This window comes from Nocardia sp. NPDC003482, assembly GCF_053588115.1.
In genome coordinates this window covers 176,923-192,853 of the sequence record NZ_JBSFPI010000004.1, presented here as the reverse complement: position 1 = coordinate 192,853, position 15,931 = coordinate 176,923, and the positions used below count along the sequence as shown (strand labels likewise).

Below are 15,931 nucleotides of genomic sequence, written 5' to 3'. Positions count from 1 at the left end.
GGGTTCCGTCTCCGGCCGTCGTGGGGCGGCGGCCGGGGACGGGTTCGGAGGTAAGCTCCGTTCTTCGTTCAGGAGCGGGGATTTGCTGGCCGAGGATAGGGGAGCCGATGTTCATGCCCGAGATGGCAGCCGTATTTCCGCCCGTCCTGGGCAGATGGACGGCCGCGGATCTCGACCGCATTCCCGAGAACGGCCTCAGGTACGAGGTCCTGAACGGCCAGCTGGTCGTCAGTCCCGCCCCGACGCCGTTGCACCAGAAGCTCTTGACCGGACTGTTCGCTGTCTTGGAAACGGCTGCGCCGCAGTCCTTTTGGGTGCTCCCCGGCGTAGGAATACTCAGCGGCGAGGACGAACCCATCCCCGACCTGATCGTCGGTCGAGGGCGAGTGGACATGGACGCGATGGGAATTCCCGCCGACCAGGTACTGCTCGCCGTCGAGATCGTGTCACCACCCACTAGCCTGCAGGATCGTCTGGTCAAACCCCTGCTGTATGCCCAGGCCCGCATCGCGAACTACTGGCGTATCGAAACCGGCCCCTTCGAAGGTCATCGGCCCGGCGAGCAACCTCCGGTGCTGTTCGCGCACGCGCTGGCCCGCGGCCGATACGAGCTGACGCACCGCGTCGCCGCCGGGCGGCCGGTGACGCTGGGTTCACCCTTCGCGGTCACCCTCGATCCCGCGACGCTCCTGAGGTAGGCGGGCGCGTCCGTCTGTTCGCCAGAGCCGGTCGATGTCGCGGGCTCGGGTGGCCGTGGCGAGCGCTGATTGAAGCGCCGCGTCGATCGTCTCGGGGATTCCGGTCGTGCCCAGTTCGCGTTGGGCGGTCTCCAGTAGTTCGTCGTCGAGGTCGATGAGGTGTTTTCCCATGGTGCCTTCGTCTTGTGGGGGTACTGTGGATGTTTGTCGCCGGGTTTGTCCGGTGCGGGGTGGGGGCTCTCGACACGCGGGGATTAACAGAACGGGGTGGGGATGGCGATTCCGTAGGGTGGGTCGACTGTTCTGGCTTGGGTTGGAGGAGGGGAGCTTTGGAAACGGATAATTCGCCTGCTTTGCGATTGAGCGGGTTGTACAAGGGATTCGGTGGGCCCTGGGTGGTGGACGGGGTCGCGCTCGAGGTGCCTGCCGGGTCGTTCTTCGGGCTGGTCGGGCCGAACGGGGCCGGGAAGACGACGACGCTGTCGATCGCCGTGGGACTGCTGCGGCCGGACGCGGGACGGTCGGAGATCTTCGGGTTCGACGTGTGGTCGGATCCGGTGCACGCCAAGACGATCGTGGGCGTGCTGCCCGACGGGCTGGCGTTGCCGGAGCGGCTCACCGGACGCGAATTGCTCACCTACACAGGGCTTTTGCGCGGGATGGCGCCGGGCACGGTGGCCGAGCGCGCCCAGGAACTGCTGAGCGTGCTCGAACTCGACGGCGCCGAGAACACCCTCGTGGTCGACTACTCCGCGGGTATGCGCAAGAAGATCGGCCTGGCGACCGCGCTGCTGCACGCGCCGCGCCTGCTGGTGCTCGACGAACCGCTCGAGGCCGTGGACCCGGTGTCCGCCAGGACGATTCGCACCATCCTGCAACGCTTCGTGGCCTCCGGCGGCTCGGTGGTGCTGTCGAGCCACGTGATGGCGCTGGTGGAGAACCTGTGCGATCGGCTCGCGGTGATCAATCGCGGCCGGGTCGTCGCGGCGGGCACGGTGGACGAGGTGCGCGGCGCGGGCACGCTGGAGGAGGCGTTCGTGCGGCTGGTCGGCGGGCGCGTCGCGGGCGACGAGGGGCTGGCGTGGTTGGCGTCCTGATCCGCATGCGGTGGCGGCTGACCGCGCGGGCGATGACCGGCGGCCGGGCGTCGGTGGGCTTCTGGATCGGGCTGGCGGTCGGCGTCGTCGCGGCCGTCGCCACGGCGGGTCTGCTGGCGGGCGTCGGCTACGCGTGGGACGTGCGCGCCGCGACGAACGCCGCCGCCGCGCTGTACGCCGTGTGGACGCTGGGCTGGATCTGCGGCCCCGTGCTCACCGGCAGCAGCGACGAGACGTTGCAGCCCGAGCACTTCCGGCTGTTGCCGATCAGCTATCGGCAGCTCGCGGTGGGTCTGCTGGCCGCGGCCTTCACCGGTCCCGCCGCGCTGGTGAATCTCGTGGCGTTCGGCGGGCTGGTCCTGCTCGGTGCCCAATTCGGTGTTCTCCCAGCGCTTTTCGCGGTCGTCGGGGCGATCGCGCAGCTCGTGTTCGTGGTCGTGCTGTCGCGGGTGCTGCTGGCGTGGATCGGCGCGGCGATGCGGTCGCGGCGCGGCAAGGATCTCGGCGTCGTGCTGGCCGCCATGAGCGGTCTCGCGTACTACCCGATCCAGCTGTTGATCAGCTATGTCGGCCCTCGGCTCGAGCACGCCTCGCCGCCGGTGGCCCTGGCGCTGCGGATCTCGCCGTCGGGCTGGGCGCCGTATGCGGTGGAGGCGGCGGCGCGTGGACAGTGGTGGTTCGGTACGGCCGCGGTGGGTGGTTCGGTACTGCTCTCGCTGCTGCTGTGGCAGGCGTGGGCGGTGCTGCTGCGTCGTCGGCTCACCACCCCCGAGGCCGCGGCCGGTCGGGTGCGCGCGAATTCCGGTGGGGGAGTGCTGGATCGGCTGTTGCCGGCCGATCCGCTGGGCGCGGTGGTGGCCAAGGAGTTGCGCACCTGGTGGCGGGACAGTCGCCGCCGGGCGGCGCTGCTGCCGCTCATGCTGATCGGCATCGTGGTGCCGATCTTCCTGGCGCTGCAACACAATCAGGGCGCCCTGCCGTTCGCGGGCGCGTTCGTGGTGTGGATGGCGGCCATGGCCAGCGCCAACATGTACGGCTTCGACGGCACGGCCATCTGGCAGACCCTGGTGGTCCCCGGCGCCGCCCGCGCCGACGTCCGCGGCCGCATGCTGGCCTGGGTGCTCATCGTCGCCCCGTTCGGCCTGCTCCTCACCCTCGTCCTGCCCCCCGTGGTCGGGCTCGCCAAGCTGTACCCGTGGGGCTTCGCCACCCTGCCGGTACTGCTCGGTGTCGGAATAGGTACGGCCATGTACCTGTCCGTGTACGCCGCGTATCCCGTTCCACAACAACGAGGCAACCCCTTCGCGGGCGGCGGCGCCAACCCCGGCTGCGCCCGCGCCCTCCTCCAGATCACCGTGGGCACCGGCCAGATCATCTTCTGCGCACCCGTCATCGCGATCCTGACCACGGGGGCCTTACTGAAAAGCTGGCTGCTCCAATGGGTTGCGGTCCCGGTCGGTGTGGCCATCGGTCTCGGGGTGGCGTTGTTCGCGGCCCGGTTGGCCGAGCGGCGGCTGCTGGAGCGGGGGCCGGAGCTGTTGGCGGAGGTCAAGCCCCGGTAGGGGGCTACCCGGTGGCCGTGGGTTTCCCCTTGTCCCTGCCGTCCGGCCCCCAGGGCCGGACGGCAGGGCTTATCGCACCAGCGGAAAATCCATGGCAGCGGCCATGATTCGCGCCCCCTCGTCGTTCAGATGCAGCCCGTCGCCACTGTCCAGATCCGGGCGGATTAGGTCCGGATCGTCGGGCGACGCCACGGCCGCGGCGACATCGAAGACGCCGTCGAAAACCGTTGTGCCACGCAGCCATTCGTTGATCTCGTGCCGAGCGGGAATGCCGGTGTCGACACTGAGCCCGGGATAGACGACACCCGCGAACGGCCCCACCGTATTGGCGTAGATCGGCAGCCCCGCGGCGTGCGCGCGGCGGGCGAGTTCGGTGTAGCCGTCGATCAGATCCGTGATCGACGCCGTGCCGTCGAGGATCAGATCATTGATGCCGAAGTTGGCGAGCACGTGGGTGACACCCGGCACCGCCAGCACGTCACGCTCGAAACGGGCCAGCCCGTGCGCACCCACTTCGTCGGTGAGCAACCGGTTTCCACCGATGCCCTGATTGACGATCCACCCCTCGCGCAGGCGGGCGTTCAGGAAATCGACCGAGCGGTGATTCGCCCCGACGGTGGTCCCCGCCCCCTCGAACCACGAATCCCCGAAGGCCACCACGACCGGTGCGGCCGCGGGCGCGAGGACGTCCACCCCGGTGACGAAGAATCGCGACGTCGACTCCTCGGCCTCGTCGAGATCCGGCGCGGCGACCCGATCGCCCGGCGCGATATAGGCCCTCTCGAACGCGCTGTGCGTGAAGGTGGCGAGCCCGGTCGCCTCCGGCAGGTACAGGCTCAGCAGCAGATCGTCGCCCGCTTCGACGGCCAGATCGATTGCGTCGCTGACGATTTCGCCCCCGGCATGGATCGTGACCCGATCCGCTCCGTCGAACCGCACGACCCGCTCGGTCTCGCCCACGATCTCCGCGCCCGCCTTGCGCAGGGCCACCCGCGCGGCCGCGACCACGAGCGGCTCGGTCCCGTACCGATTACTGAGCCGAACCCGTACCCGCGCACCGCCACCCACCAGGCGGAGCACCTGCCGCACCGTCTCGCCGGCGAAGCCGCGCGAGGCTTGCAGTTGAATCCGCTCGTAGGGGCTGATCACCGCGGACCGGAAACCCGCCAGCCAGGTGGACGACATCACGACCTCCAAGTAGTTGCGACGAGGAATATCCTCGCGGCAACGGTAGGCCCGATTTGTTCCGCGTGTCAACTATCCGCGCGGCAAGCTTTTGTTAGAGTGGCCGACATGGACCACACCGACCTCTTCGACGATCCGCGGCTCACCGAGGTGGGCCTGTTGTTCGAGGCCGGGCGGGGTCTACGCATGAAACTGGAGGAGACCTGGTCGGCCAACGGCCTGTCGCTGCTGGACTTCATCGCGCTCATGCGGCTGAGCCGTTCACCCGGCTCCCGGCTGCGCATGACGGTCCTCGCCGCGCAGACCCAGCTGTCCACCAGCGGCGTGACCAGACTCGTCGACCGTCTCGAACGCAACGGCCTCGCCCGCCGCGAGGCCGACCCGACCGACCGCCGCAGCTCCTACGCGGTCCTCACGCACGCGGGCGCGGCCCGCCTGGCCAAGGTCCTGCCCGAATACATCGAGGTCGTCGACCGCTGGTTCTTCACCCCCCTCACCCCCGACCAGCGGGAGGCCCTCGTCACCAGCCTGCGCATCATCCGCGACGCCACCTTCCCCGAGGCAACCCAGGTCTCCGACTGACCGAACCCGTCACCCCTCGCCGCTAAGGTGCGCCCATGACGACCGTCACCCACATCAATCCTTCTGACATGCACAGCAACCCGGCCTACAGCCAGGCGGTCCGCATCCCCGCGGGCTACGACACCCTCCACATCGGCGGCCAGAACGGCACAGACGCCACCGGCAGCCTCGTCGGCCCCGACCTGAAATCCCAGTCCCGCCAAGCCCTTCTGAACATCCAGAGCTGTGTCCGAGCCGCGGGCGGCGACCTGGAGAACATCGTGAAGTGGACGATTTTCATCAAAGCGGGCGAGCCCCTCCGGGAAGGCTTCGCCGCCTTCCAGGAAATTTGGGGTCGACGACCCAACCCGCCCGCGATCACTGGAGTCTTCGTCTCCGACCTGGCGGTCCCGGGGGCGTTGGTCGAGATCGAGGCCATCGCCGCCCTTCCGCCCGCGTAGTTCACCTCGCGACATTCTCCCCGCTGGGTCGGTGATGGCAACTTCTCGTGAGTAGGGGGCACTTGGAATCTGATTCGGCCCCTACTCTTCGTTTGCGTTATCGCCTTGCTCGCGGTCTCGCCGCTGTCGTTGTTTCTCGTTCACTTCTCCGGCGAACTCTGTGCCATCGAAATCCCATCCGCCGAACTTGTCGGACAGATGAAACCGCTCTTCCGGTGGCACGGCATCCTTTTTGCGCTGCCACTCGGCGGCAGAGGCCAACATGCGAGCGACATGTTCCTCGGACGGTGGGTTGGGGTTTTTCCTGAAGGTCTTTCCACCGATGTGGATGGGGTCGGAATTGCTGCTTTCAGAATTGTCGCTCTCGCTCATGATCTCATCGTCCTCGCTTATAGCTCTTCCGCTATGATTACTGTACGCCCGGTTTCCGGATCGACATATCTGTTCAAAACATTGAAGCTCGTTTGCGGCTTGAACAGAACTTCCTGTTCCCTTGCCATGTGCTCGGGTGCCCAGGCGGAGACATCCTTGCCAGTCTTGGAGTAGATGTGCATTTCGACATCACCCGAGAACGGAGTGCCGCCCTCGGCTCTGGAAGAGGAGGTGAAAGCGTCCTCCGTGACGACGTTGCCCTTCTGATACTGCTCCAGTACTTCCGGCGGCATATCTTCAGAGGAAATGCGACGCGATACCCAGCCCTCATGGTTCGGTAGCTTGTCAAGGGCTTCGGTTGTGCGTTCGGTGCGAAAGGCGATGGCATCGGACACATTTCCTTCGCGGATTCTCTCGTTCATTCTCCTTCCGTCCTCGATATAGTCGATGATTCCTTCGTCATCCTTGGCGGTCCAATTCGCAGGGCGCACCGCAGCTGGCGGCTTGGGCGCGTGCGCGACGTCGCCACCAACCTTTTCGACCTGCTGTAAGCTCTTTTGAACCGCGCTCAGATCATGCTCGAAATGGGCGAAGTTCTGGATTTTCCTCTCACTCTTCCACATGTCGATGAGAGCGCGGATGGGAGTGGCGAACCGGGCGGCGATGGTGGCCACCCGCGCTGATGCGACAGCCGCGCCGATTCCGAACGTGACCAGGGATGCGGCCACGCCGATGGCGGCCGTGATCACCAGCTCTTTTGCCAGCTCTTTGCCCAGTTCCTCGAGCTGGGCCCGTAACTTCTGGCGAAGGTCGTGCAGGGCGGCGGCGTGGTCGCGGCATGCCTTGGAGAGGGTCGCGAAGGTGGACCCGACAGCCTCGGCAGCGGTTCGCAGTTTCGCCAGGTCGGCGGCGATGAGGTCGACTTCGGGCGACACGATCGCATCGGTGAAGGTGTCCATGACGCGGACGATGTCGGCGGGTAGCGCGGTGACGGCCGTGGCCTTGGCCATCTGCGCCCACACGTCTCCGACTGCCTCGAGCTTGGCCGTGTCACCGTTCGGCACGGTGATGCCGATCTTCTCGGCCAGCTTGACCCCGCCGTCCTCCAAGCCATTGCCGGGCCCGCCCGCCGACGGAATGGGCACACGGCAGGTGTAGACCGCGGGCGGCGGGGCGGGTGGCGGCGCGGGCGGGTCACCCCCCGCGCCCATGGTCGACTCGTACTCGGCAACCTCGTGCCGGTGCCCGAGTTCGCGCAGCGTGCCCGCGTAGGAGTCCAAGGTCATGGCGGTGTTGACGACCAGATCGGAAACCTCGAGCACCTTGGCGTCGTAGGAGTCCGCCCATTTCCGGGCTTCCTCGTACGTGCCCGCCATGTGCGCGCCCGCCGACAGTGCTTGCCAACGGCCGTCGACCTCGTTGAACAGCGATGTGGCGGCGTTGTGCAGGGTGGTGGCGGCGTTGTAGTAGACGCTCGGGCGTATCGCCAGTTGCGTCAACGCCCGACACCCGATCGCAGGGTGGCCAGGTTCGCGGCGAGCGCGGCGCTGTAATTGGCGTGCGCCGTGGTGGCCGCGGCGTGCATGGCCTCGATGCCCTCCCGCATCTCCTCGGCTCCGGTGCGCCAGTGGCGATGTGCCTCGACGTGCTGGACGGCCGCGGCCCCGGTCCATTCGCGGTGCGCGGCCTCGATTCGGGTATCGATGCCCTGGAGCGCCTCCGCGACGAACGCCGCCAGACCCGCGATCCGCGCGGTCACCGCGTCGAGGTGTTCGAGGTCGACCCGATAGCCCTCATCGGTCATGCTGTCCCCCTTCGGATCACATGTTGAGCAGCCGGGTACTCGGATTATCCGCACCGGCCACGCCCGCGGCGCCGGTCTCATCCTGCTCCGTGAACATCGTGGCTGTCACGCCCAGCAACTCGGCCAACGAGCGCAGCGCCTCCAACACCTCGAGCGCGCCCCGGCGGGTCTCCTCCCACCCCGCGAGGTAGGCCGAGGCGGCCGCACCCTTCCACGTGCTCATCAACCCCTGAATCTCCTTGTCACCGGAATGAATTCCGGAGATGAGCGCCTCGGCGGTCTGCTGCACGAATCGCCCGGCGTCCTGCACGTGGGCAGGAACTACCGCCAGAGCGGGGGCCGACTGGTCTGCCATGCGCGTGGATTCCTCCGTGTCGAGCGAGGCAACGGTTGTCCCGGTGTGCGCGGACCGGGTACAGCGGCATCATACGTGCGCGCCGCGGTGACACGCAGGGGCTCAGGTGACGGCCCCCGCCGCCAGGGCCGCGCGCCAGCTGCCGTACTCGCTGATGTCCTTGCCCGCGGCCGCCGCGGCGCCATCGCAACCGAAAGCCGTTGTCCAGCAACCATTGTCGAGTTCAACCTTGCCCAGCTGCATGGGGGCCGGGAGGGCGGCGAGGAAGTGGCCGAGGGCGGCGGGGGAGAGGAGCCAGCGTTCGCCTGTTATCGAGACGCCGGATTCCTCTGGGGGGCAGCGGGTTACGGCTGGTTTGGGTGGGGTGGTGTCGAGGGCGGCCAGGCGGTAGTGGGGGGACGTACGGACCTCGCCCGCCCAGCGGGCGCCGAGGTCGGTCAGTTGGTGGGCGAGGGGTTGGTCGCGGAGGTGGGCGCCGAAGACGACCAGGTCGTGGGTGGGGGCGATGCGGGTGGGCCAGGGGTGGGTGAGGGGGTGGCCGGTGATGAGGGCGGCGATGTCGAGGGCGATCGCGTCGTCGAAGGCGCGGGCCAGGACGGTCACGCCGAAGCCGGGGGCGCCCGCGGGGACGGCCACCGCGCACAGGTCGAAGAGGTTGCAGAAGTTGGTGTAGGTGCCGACCCGGGCGTTCACGCCGATCGGGTCGGCGGTGACGGCCGCGATGGTCGGCTGGATCGGCGCGGTGGGGGTGAGCAGGGCGTCGGCCCCGGCGAGGCTCGCCATGGCGATCGCGCGCAGGCGCTCGACCTCGGCGCGGTCGGCGACGAGGCGATGGGCGGGGATGTCGCGCGCGCCGCGGATGATCGCGCCCACGGTCGGGTCGAGGTGTTCGGGCGCGGTGTCCACGAAATCGCCTACGGCCGAGTATCTTTCGGCGACGAGCCCGCCCTCGTACAGCAGTCGTGCGGCGGCCAGGAACGGTTCGGGATTTACCGCGACGAGCCGCGCCCCGCGTTCCCGCAGCACGGCCAGCGTCCGCTCGTAGTCGGCGACCCAGTCCGGATCCAGATCCGGCAGCGGATCGAACACCGCCACAACGGGTTCCGGCGGCGCGGCGAGCCGGGTATCACTCGGCCACGCCCGGCCCGGCGCACCCGCGGCCAGCACGCCCATCGCGCGATCGGCGAGGGCGAGGTCCGCCGCGAATATCGTCACGCAGTCGTAGGAGCGGCAGGCGGGCACGACGCCCGCGGTGGAGATCACCCCGACCGTCGGCTTGATTCCCACGATGCCCTGGAACGCGGCGGGCACGCGTCCCGAACCGGCCGTATCCGTGCCGAGGGCGATATCCGCCTCGCCCCGCGCGACCGCGACCGCCGAACCGGAACTCGAACCGCCCGAGACGAATTCGGGCCGCCGGACGTCGGGTACGACACCGTAGGGCGAGCGCGTGCCGACCAGCCCGGTCGCGAACTGGTCGAGGTTGGTCTTGCCGACCACGACCGCCCCGGCCGATCGCAGCGCGGCGACGGCGTCCGCGTCACGCTCGGGCGAATACGCGTACTCCGGGCATCCCGCCGTGGTGGGCAGCCCGGCCACGTCGATATTGTCCTTGACCGCCAGGCGCAGTCCGGCTAATTCCCCTGTGGCCGAGGCTGTTTCGGCGTCGATCGCGCTGTCGGTGCGGCGGCTGATCCAGGTGGTCATGCCTAGCGGGTTCCCTTCGTCTCGGCCAGTTCGCCCGCGGCCCGCCAGGAGTTGCGTTCGGCGGTGAAGGCGGCGGCCTGGCGGGTGCGGAAGTCGGCGATGGAATCGGCGTTGGCCGTGAGGAATTCGCGATAGTCGGCGAGCCGGAACTCCCCGTCCTCGGTGCGCAACCGGCAGTCGCCCGCCGCGAAATCCGCTCGCAGATCGAGCAATTCCTCCGCCGACACCGGATACCAGCGAATGCGATCGAAATAGTCCAGCAGCCACGGCCTTTCGGGGTCGCCCGGCGCCCAGCGGTGATTCCACACCTGCGTGGTGCGGCCGACGAACTGGTAACCGCCCGGCCCCTCCATCCCGTAGACGCACAGGTACGCGCCGCCGATGCCGACCGCGTTCTCCGGCGTCCACGTCCGCGCCGGATTGTATTTGGTGGTGACCAGCCGATGCCGCGGATCGGTGGGCGTGGCCACGGGCGCGCCCAGATAGACGTCGCCGAGGCCGAGCACCAGGTACTCGGCCGCGAAAACGGTGTCGAAGACCTCCGACACATCGGCCAAACCGTTCATGCGCCGGATGAATTCGATATTCCACGGACACCACGGCGCGTCGGCCCGCACCCCGTGCATGTAGCGGATGATGGCCTCGCGGGTGGCCGGATCGTCCCAGGACAGCGGCAGATGCACGGTGCGGCTGGGCACCACGAGTTCCGTCACCGACGGGAGCAGCGCCTCCGCCTCGCGCAGCAGTCGCAGCAGTTTCGGGGTGGCGAGCCGGTCGGGATCGAAGCGGACCTGGAGCGAGCGGACGCCCGGCGTCAATTCGGTGATGCCCGGTTCGCCGCGTTCGAGGAGATGTCGATGCAGCGCGTGCACCCGGGCACGCAACCCGAGATCCAGGGTCATATCCCCGTATTCGACCAGTACACCGTCGTTTCCGGCGCGGCGATAGGTCACCGACGTGGTGTCGTCGGCGTCGTCGCGGGCCAGCACGCCGTCATCCCCGGCGCCGCCGGAGGACAGCACGAACGGCCACTGCGCGCGCCGGGCGGGGCCGGTCTCGCGCAGCGACGCCGCCCGCTCCGCGCGGACCGGGACGAACCGGACCTTGTCGCCGGGCGCGAGCTGGCCGAGCTTCCACCGGTCGGCGGCCACCACCGTCACCGGGCAGACGAATCCGCCCAGGCTCGGGCCGTCCGGGCCGAGCAGGATCGGGGTATCGCCCGTGAAGTCCAGCGCGCCGACGGAATACGCGGTGTCGTGGATGTTGGACGGATGCAGGCCCGCCTCACCGCCGTCGGTACGGGCCCACTGCGGGCGAGGTCCGGTCAGGCGCACGCCGGTGCGATCGGAGTTGAAGTGCACCTCGTAGTCGGTCCCGAGAATGGTGTCGAAGTCGGCACGGGTGAAGAACTCCGGCGCGCCGTGCGGCCCCTCGGTGACGGCCAGCTCCCAGCGCGAGGAGATGACCGGGCGCTCGTCGCCGGGCACCGCGGCGGCGATCGGGCCGTATTCCGTTCCGAGAGTGAGGCGGTCGTCCGCCCGCAGCGCCGCACCCGTCGCGCCGCCGAACCGACCCAACGTGAAAGTCGCCGCGCTGCCGAGGTATTCGGGGACCTCGAGCCCGCCCGCGAACAGGATGTAGCAGCGCATCCCCGGTCCGTCGACCGCCCCGACCTCGAGCACCCCGCCCGCCGGGACGGGCACCGAACGCCATTGCGCCACAAGGCTTCCGTTCACCGTCACCATTGTGGGCGCGCCTGTCACGCACACCGTGGTCGCCGCGGTGAAGCGCAGCACCGGGCCGCTCAGCGTGCACTCCAAACCCGCCGCACCCTCGGAATTCCCGAGCACCCGATTGCCGAGCCGGAACGACAGATCGTCCATCGGCCCCGACGGCGGCACCCCAACATGCCAGTACCCGACCCGGCCGGGCCAGTCCTGCACAGTGGTCAGCATCCCGGGTCGTAGCACCTCGACATGGCGCGCGGCGGTCACTCGGCTGCCCTCGGGTTCGCGCGCGGTCATCGCGTCACCACCATCCGTACCGGAGTGGGGTCGAAACCGTTGCAGGGGTTGTTGATCTGGGGGCAGTTGGAGATCAGGACGAGGGTGTCGGTGTCGGCGCGGAGGGTGACCTTCTTGCCGGGGGCGGAGCGGCCGTCGACGATGCCGAGGGTACCGTCCGGCTCGACGGGGACGTTCATGAACCAGTTGATGTTCGACACCAGATCGCGTTTGCCCAGACCCCACTTCAGGCCCTCGGCGAGGAAGTTCTCCACGCAGGCGTGCTGGTGGCGGGTGTGGTGGCCGTAGCGCAGGGTGTTCGACTCCTGGGAGCAGGCGCCCGCGACGGTGTCGTGATTGCCGACCTCGTCGGCGACGACGGTCATCAGGGCCGTGCCGTTCTCGGTGTAGAGGACGCTGCCGGTGGTCAGGAAGATATTGCGCTGCGCGGTGATCGTGGCCTGCGCGCTGTACCGGTCGGTGGTGTCGGCGGCGGCGTAGAGCAGGCAGTCGACGGCCTGGTTGCCGTGCAGATCGATGATCTCCAGCCGCTCACCCGCGCGGACCACGGTCGACCACGGGGAACGGGCGGGGACGGTCTCGTCGAGAACGATCGTGCTCATGCCGGTACCTCCTGCGGATGCGCCGCGCGCCAAGCCGTTTCGGTGTTCTCGACGGCGCGGCGGTATTCGGGTTCGGTGTTGTACTCGCGGGTGAGATCGCCGGGCGCGGACCAGGCGATCAGATCGAGGTCGGTCGGCGGGGCAGGGTCCAGGGGATGTTCGGCGTTGACGACCAGCAGGGTGACCGGCAGATGGATGAGAAGATCGACCGCGGTCCCCGCGCCCGCGCTCCCGGTCGGGACGAGCGCGCCGTCCGCCGCCACGCGCACGCCGCGGAACAGGGAGACGGTGGGGCCGATGTCCCGGGGCTCGAGACCGTGTTTCGTACCGGCCAGCCGGAGGATTCGCCGGGCGGCCTGGCCGGGGCCGCAGAGGGCGTCGTGATGGGTGGAGGTGTCGGCCACGATGGTCGCCAGGACGCGGCCCTGATCCGAGAGCAGCGGATGCCCGGGACCGAGGTACGCCTGCCAGGGGACCTTCACCGTATCGGCGACATTCAGCCGCTCCCAAGGGGATTCGGCGCGCAGCAGCAGGAGATGGGCGCAGGCCGCGCCGTCGGGATCGCTCAACCGGACCCGAGTTCCCCGGGCCAGGACGGTATTCGCGTAGCCGTGCGCCGGGATGCGTTGTGCGACAAGGACTTTGTCGCTGTCTACCTCGTCGGGGAGAGTAGGGGCGGTGATCGTCGCGCTCGCCGCTTGGGCGCGGGCGTGCTCGCGTGCGCCGGTCGTGGACGCGGTGGTCATGGTCTTCCTCTCGTCGGGCCCCGGCCGTGGGGTGCCGCCTTCGGCCGGGGCTTTCGGGTGGAGCGGGCGGTTCAGGCCGGTTGCGGTACGGGTGCGGTCGCGGCGGCGGGCCGGGCGACCACGACGCGGTGCACCACGATGCCGACCAGGATCGTGAGGGCGACGAAAAGCGGTGCGGCCCAGAGCATCCACCAGCCGCCGCCGTTGGGGGTGTAGACCTCCGCGCGCGGCCAGGCGAGGTTCACCGCCATGGCGATCCCCCAGACCACGGCCGCGGCGTTCACGGGGATGCCCCAGCGGCCGAGGGTGAAAAGCCCTTCGCCGGAGTCGGTTTCGGCGGCGGGCCAGCCGGAGATCCGCCGGACGAGCAGGGGCACTGTCACCAGGAGGTAGGCGAGGTACAGGGTGACGATGCAGACGCTCGCGAGGGTGGCGAACAGGGCCGCGTTGCCGAGATTCACCACCAGCAGGGCGATGCCGAGCACGCCGATCACCACGGCGGGCAGGACGGGCGTGCCGAAGCGGGGGTGCACGGCCGCGAGCCGACGGGCGAAGGGCAGTTTGCCGTCGCGGGCCATGGAGAACATCAGCCGCGAACCGGCCGTCTGAATCGCCAAGGTGCACACCGTGATAGCGACCGCCACGCAGGCCAGCAACACCTTCCCGGCGGGGCTGTCCAGCTTCGAGGAGATCACGTACGCCAGCCCCTCGGTGCCCAGCTTGCCGTCGTCGAGGCTGGGGGCGGCCATGAGCGCGCCCAGCAGCATCAGGCCACCGCCGATCCCGGAGACCGTCAGCGCCGTGAGGATGGTGCGGGGCGCGACGCGGCGCGGATTCTTCGTCTCCTCGGAAAGCTCACCGGCGGAATCGAATCCGACCATCACGTAGGCGGCCATGAGACCCGACACCAGGAACGCCGCCCAGTACGGGCCGGGCGCGGCGGTCGAGGTGTCGAACACGACGCCCGGACCGCGATCGGTGTGGGTGAAGAACAGCGCCACCGTGGCGAGCACGCCGACGATCTCGATCGTCACCCCGATCGTATTGATCCGCGACATGAGTTCGATGCCCACGACATTGACGACCGTCGTCACCACCAGCAGCGCGCTGCCCAGCAGGACCGCGTTCGTCGCGCCCGAGGGGGAGGTCAGCGCGGTGTCGGTGCCGACGAGCTGGAAGCCGCTCCAGATCGAGGGCAGCACCACCTGGAGGGCGATCGCGGCGGCCGCGGCGGTCACGATCTGGGCGATGATCATCATCCAGCCCGCGAACCAGCCGACCAGCTCCCCGGCCAGTCGTCGCGACCACTGATAGATGCAGCCCGAGATCGGGTAGCGCGCGGCCAGTTCCGCGAAGTTCAGGGCCACCAGGAACTGCCCGGCGAAGACGATCGGCCAGGTCCAGAAGAACCCGCCGCCGCCGAAGCCGTAACCGAAGCCGAAGAACTGGAAGATCGTGGTCAGAATCGAGACGAAGGAGAACCCGGCCGCGAACGAGGCGTAGCGGCCGAGCTTGCGATGCAGCACCGGGCGATAGCCGAACCGTTCCAGGTCGGCGTTGTCGGTGAGTTCAGGGGTGAGGGTGGTGGCCATGGGCGGAATCCTTCGGCGTGGTCGCCAATATCTATCGCTCGAAAGTTTTCCAAGCCCGAGGTCACCGATGGTGACGCCGATGTATCCGGCTCGTCTCCGGCCGTAACTTCTGGGTTACCGGAGTTTCTGTCGGATGACAGAAATCTCTCGGCCCAGGTCGGGGCGGGGTGCGTACGGCGGTGGGACAGAATGGGTGTCGTGACGCAACTCGGACCCGGCCGCCCCCGCCTCGGGCCGCGGCGTCGTCAGGGCCAGACCCCGCGCGCCGAAATCCTCGACGCCGCCGCGGAATTGTTCACCACCAAGGGGTATGCCAGCACCTCGACCCGCGGCATCGCCGACGCCGTGGGCATCCGTCAGGCGTCGCTGTACCACCACTTCGCCGCCAAGGACGACATCCTCGACGCCCTGCTCGACGAAACCATCACGGGCCCACTGGAACTCGCCCGCGCCCTGCGCGCCGATCCCGCGCCCCCCGAGGTCGCCCTCTACGCCCTCGCACTCTTCGACGTCCGCCAATTGTGCGCCGCCCGTTGGAATCTCGGCGCCCTCTACCTCCTCCCCGAACTCCGCGCCCCGCGCTTCGAGTCGTTCCGCCACCGGCGCGACGAACTCCGGGGACACTACGAGGAACTGTCCGCCCGGATCGAGGCCGACACCGTCCCGCCGACCGCCCACGTCCTGCCGTTCCGCCTGGTGGAGTCGGTCATCAACATCCGCTCCGATGAGGGCGCCGCCCCGAGCCGCGCCCACCAGCTCATTCCGGACGCGATTTTGCACATGCTCGGGTGGCACGGGGATGTGGAGGGTGTCCGGGTCGCTGCTGAGGATGTTTTGTCGCGGTTGTCCCTGCCCGCTCGCTAGCGCTCGCGGGCAGGGAACGGGGGGGACGTGATCCGGGCAGAGGGGGATTCGAAAGGGTTCGGGTAAGAGGGGCACGGGCGGCCGCTGGCGGGGGAGGAGACGGGAGGCCGTGGGGCGGAGGAGGCCGTGGGGCCGGGGAGGGAATCGGAGGGCGGGCACGGGAGGGAATCGGGAGGGTGTTGGACAAGGGAGGGGATGCGGGGCCAGGGGTGGAGGGGCGGTTTCAAGTCATAGCGGATGTGTATACCTCAGGGGAGGTGGGTCGGCGAACTGGTCGTTAACTCGGTGGGCTGGGGTCTAT

General features: G+C 68.9%; 17 protein-coding genes. 6 read left to right on the top strand and 11 right to left on the bottom strand.

Annotated features, from left to right (window positions below):
* Positions 1-107 precede the first annotated feature (107 nt).
* Positions 108-698, top strand: a complete 591-nt coding sequence (locus ACWDSJ_RS08315) for a Uma2 family endonuclease (RefSeq protein WP_450030213.1) — start codon at positions 108-110, stop codon at positions 696-698.
* Here ACWDSJ_RS08315 and ACWDSJ_RS08310 read toward each other — a convergent pair.
* On the bottom strand, positions 654-869 hold the full coding sequence (locus tag ACWDSJ_RS08310) for a DUF2191 domain-containing protein (RefSeq protein WP_450030211.1): 216 nt from the start codon (positions 867-869) through the stop codon (positions 654-656). The two genes, ACWDSJ_RS08315 and ACWDSJ_RS08310, sit on opposite strands and share 45 nt — an antisense overlap.
* A gap of 137 nt (positions 870-1,006) precedes the next feature.
* Here ACWDSJ_RS08310 and ACWDSJ_RS08305 point away from each other — a divergent pair, with 137 nt between their 5' ends.
* The gene (locus tag ACWDSJ_RS08305; protein WP_450030209.1) at positions 1,007-1,795 is read left to right on the top strand and encodes an ABC transporter ATP-binding protein; all 789 of its coding nucleotides are present in this window, start codon (positions 1,007-1,009) and stop codon (positions 1,793-1,795) included.
* Positions 1,780-3,357, top strand: coding sequence for a hypothetical protein (locus tag ACWDSJ_RS08300; protein WP_450030207.1), 1,578 nt, complete (start codon positions 1,780-1,782; stop codon positions 3,355-3,357). The genes ACWDSJ_RS08305 and ACWDSJ_RS08300 overlap by 16 nt, the downstream gene beginning before the upstream one ends.
* 69 nt (positions 3,358-3,426) lie before the next feature.
* Here the strand turns inward: ACWDSJ_RS08300 and ACWDSJ_RS08295 are convergent, their stop codons facing one another.
* Positions 3,427-4,542 carry a GDSL-type esterase/lipase family protein gene (locus ACWDSJ_RS08295; protein WP_450030205.1) on the bottom strand — a complete coding sequence of 372 codons (1,116 nt, stop codon included), beginning with the start codon at positions 4,540-4,542 and terminating at the stop codon, positions 3,427-3,429.
* A 108-nt stretch (positions 4,543-4,650) separates the two neighbouring features.
* Here ACWDSJ_RS08295 and ACWDSJ_RS08290 point away from each other — a divergent pair, with 108 nt between their 5' ends.
* Both ACWDSJ_RS08290 and ACWDSJ_RS08285 read left to right on the top strand, forming a co-directional pair.
* Entirely contained in the window at positions 4,651-5,124 is a 474-nt protein-coding gene (locus tag ACWDSJ_RS08290) for a MarR family winged helix-turn-helix transcriptional regulator (protein WP_387359781.1), read from the top strand.
* A 35-nt stretch (positions 5,125-5,159) separates the two neighbouring features.
* The gene (locus ACWDSJ_RS08285; RefSeq protein ID WP_450030203.1) at positions 5,160-5,564 is read left to right on the top strand and encodes a RidA family protein; all 405 of its coding nucleotides are present in this window, start codon (positions 5,160-5,162) and stop codon (positions 5,562-5,564) included.
* Positions 5,565-5,645: 81 nt separating this feature from the next.
* Here the strand turns inward: ACWDSJ_RS08285 and ACWDSJ_RS08280 are convergent, their stop codons facing one another.
* The 9 genes from ACWDSJ_RS08280 to ACWDSJ_RS08240 form a co-directional block, all read right to left on the bottom strand.
* On the bottom strand, positions 5,646-5,936 hold the full coding sequence (locus tag ACWDSJ_RS08280) for a hypothetical protein (RefSeq protein ID WP_450030201.1): 291 nt from the start codon (positions 5,934-5,936) through the stop codon (positions 5,646-5,648).
* Between the two features lie 17 nt (positions 5,937-5,953).
* Entirely contained in the window at positions 5,954-7,435 is a 1,482-nt protein-coding gene (locus tag ACWDSJ_RS08275; protein WP_450030199.1) for a hypothetical protein, read from the bottom strand.
* The gene (locus ACWDSJ_RS08270) at positions 7,432-7,740 is read right to left on the bottom strand and encodes a WXG100 family type VII secretion target (protein WP_450030197.1); all 309 of its coding nucleotides are present in this window, start codon (positions 7,738-7,740) and stop codon (positions 7,432-7,434) included. The genes ACWDSJ_RS08275 and ACWDSJ_RS08270 overlap by 4 nt, the downstream gene beginning before the upstream one ends.
* A 16-nt stretch (positions 7,741-7,756) precedes the next feature.
* The gene (locus ACWDSJ_RS08265; RefSeq protein ID WP_450030195.1) at positions 7,757-8,095 is read right to left on the bottom strand and encodes a WXG100 family type VII secretion target; all 339 of its coding nucleotides are present in this window, start codon (positions 8,093-8,095) and stop codon (positions 7,757-7,759) included.
* Positions 8,096-8,197: 102 nt separating this feature from the next.
* Complete coding sequence (atzF, locus tag ACWDSJ_RS08260; protein WP_450030193.1) at positions 8,198-9,802, bottom strand: allophanate hydrolase; 1,605 nt, start codon at positions 9,800-9,802, stop codon at positions 8,198-8,200.
* Between the two features lie 2 nt (positions 9,803-9,804).
* A complete protein-coding gene (locus tag ACWDSJ_RS08255; RefSeq protein ID WP_450030191.1) occupies positions 9,805-11,826 on the bottom strand; it encodes a 5-oxoprolinase/urea amidolyase family protein in 2,022 nt (673 codons plus the stop codon).
* Positions 11,823-12,428 carry an urea amidolyase associated protein UAAP2 gene (locus ACWDSJ_RS08250; protein WP_450030189.1) on the bottom strand — a complete coding sequence of 202 codons (606 nt, stop codon included), beginning with the start codon at positions 12,426-12,428 and terminating at the stop codon, positions 11,823-11,825. Before ACWDSJ_RS08250 ends, ACWDSJ_RS08255 begins: the two co-directional genes overlap by 4 nt.
* Positions 12,425-13,174: a DUF1989 domain-containing protein gene (locus ACWDSJ_RS08245; RefSeq protein WP_450030187.1), complete on the bottom strand. Its 750-nt coding sequence runs from the start codon at positions 13,172-13,174 to the stop codon at positions 12,425-12,427. The genes ACWDSJ_RS08250 and ACWDSJ_RS08245 overlap by 4 nt, the downstream gene beginning before the upstream one ends.
* Positions 13,175-13,245: 71 nt before the next feature.
* Entirely contained in the window at positions 13,246-14,766 is a 1,521-nt protein-coding gene (locus tag ACWDSJ_RS08240) for an amino acid permease (RefSeq protein ID WP_450030185.1), read from the bottom strand.
* A gap of 189 nt (positions 14,767-14,955) precedes the next feature.
* Here ACWDSJ_RS08240 and ACWDSJ_RS08235 point away from each other — a divergent pair, with 189 nt between their 5' ends.
* Entirely contained in the window at positions 14,956-15,630 is a 675-nt protein-coding gene (locus tag ACWDSJ_RS08235) for a TetR/AcrR family transcriptional regulator (RefSeq protein WP_450030183.1), read from the top strand.
* The last annotated feature ends 301 nt before the right edge of the window (positions 15,631-15,931 follow it).

What these genes read in the sequence shown, in the direction of transcription:
- ACWDSJ_RS08315 (WP_450030213.1), top strand. Translation starts at nt 108, where the DNA reads ATGTTCATGCCCGAGATGGCAGCCGTATTTCCGCCCGTCCTGGGCAGA.
- ACWDSJ_RS08310 (WP_450030211.1), bottom strand. Translation starts at nt 869, where the DNA reads ATGGGAAAACACCTCATCGACCTCGACGACGAACTACTGGAGACCGCC.
- ACWDSJ_RS08295 (WP_450030205.1), bottom strand. Translation starts at nt 4,542, where the DNA reads ATGTCGTCCACCTGGCTGGCGGGTTTCCGGTCCGCGGTGATCAGCCCC.
- ACWDSJ_RS08290 (WP_387359781.1), top strand. Translation starts at nt 4,651, where the DNA reads ATGGACCACACCGACCTCTTCGACGATCCGCGGCTCACCGAGGTGGGC.
- ACWDSJ_RS08285 (WP_450030203.1), top strand. Translation starts at nt 5,160, where the DNA reads ATGACGACCGTCACCCACATCAATCCTTCTGACATGCACAGCAACCCG.
- ACWDSJ_RS08280 (WP_450030201.1), bottom strand. Translation starts at nt 5,936, where the DNA reads ATGAGCGAGAGCGACAATTCTGAAAGCAGCAATTCCGACCCCATCCAC.
- ACWDSJ_RS08270 (WP_450030197.1), bottom strand. Translation starts at nt 7,740, where the DNA reads ATGACCGATGAGGGCTATCGGGTCGACCTCGAACACCTCGACGCGGTG.
- ACWDSJ_RS08265 (WP_450030195.1), bottom strand. Translation starts at nt 8,095, where the DNA reads ATGGCAGACCAGTCGGCCCCCGCTCTGGCGGTAGTTCCTGCCCACGTG.
- atzF (WP_450030193.1), bottom strand. Translation starts at nt 9,802, where the DNA reads ATGACCACCTGGATCAGCCGCCGCACCGACAGCGCGATCGACGCCGAA.
- ACWDSJ_RS08255 (WP_450030191.1), bottom strand. Translation starts at nt 11,826, where the DNA reads ATGACCGCGCGCGAACCCGAGGGCAGCCGAGTGACCGCCGCGCGCCAT.
- ACWDSJ_RS08250 (WP_450030189.1), bottom strand. Translation starts at nt 12,428, where the DNA reads ATGAGCACGATCGTTCTCGACGAGACCGTCCCCGCCCGTTCCCCGTGG.
- ACWDSJ_RS08245 (WP_450030187.1), bottom strand. Translation starts at nt 13,174, where the DNA reads ATGACCACCGCGTCCACGACCGGCGCACGCGAGCACGCCCGCGCCCAA.
- ACWDSJ_RS08240 (WP_450030185.1), bottom strand. Translation starts at nt 14,766, where the DNA reads ATGGCCACCACCCTCACCCCTGAACTCACCGACAACGCCGACCTGGAA.
- ACWDSJ_RS08235 (WP_450030183.1), top strand. Translation starts at nt 14,956, where the DNA reads ATGGGTGTCGTGACGCAACTCGGACCCGGCCGCCCCCGCCTCGGGCCG.